At 49.8% G+C, this 269-nt stretch carries 1 protein-coding gene; it reads left to right on the top strand.

What is annotated here, in order from left to right; all coding sequences use genetic code 11:
• Positions 1–269, top strand: a 269-nt coding sequence (locus BKB51_RS20800; protein ID WP_198946833.1) for a GGDEF domain-containing protein, incomplete at both ends; no start/stop codon positions are given.

Here is a 269-nt window from a genome sequence, read left to right as displayed (position 1 = left end):
CAGAAATCACCCTGCCATCTGGCTCTTGGACTTTGTCCCTGTCCCATGACATCAGCAACAACCTCGCAACACGCACCCTTAACATGATTGCCATCTCGCTGCTGCTGTCCAGTATTTGTGCCTTGATGCTTTACAACATTTTAGTGCGCCCGCTTGCTCTGCAAAAAGAGGTGGCAGAAAAAACCCAGGAACTGAAAGAGCTGGCCTTCAAAGACCCCTTAACCGGATTACCGAATCGACGCTATCTCAATGACCACCTCAGCGATATC

This window comes from Kiloniella majae, assembly GCF_002118315.1.
GTDB classification, from domain to species: Bacteria; Pseudomonadota; Alphaproteobacteria; order Kiloniellales; family Kiloniellaceae; genus Kiloniella; species Kiloniella majae.
This window is presented reverse-complemented; position numbering and strand designations above follow the sequence as displayed.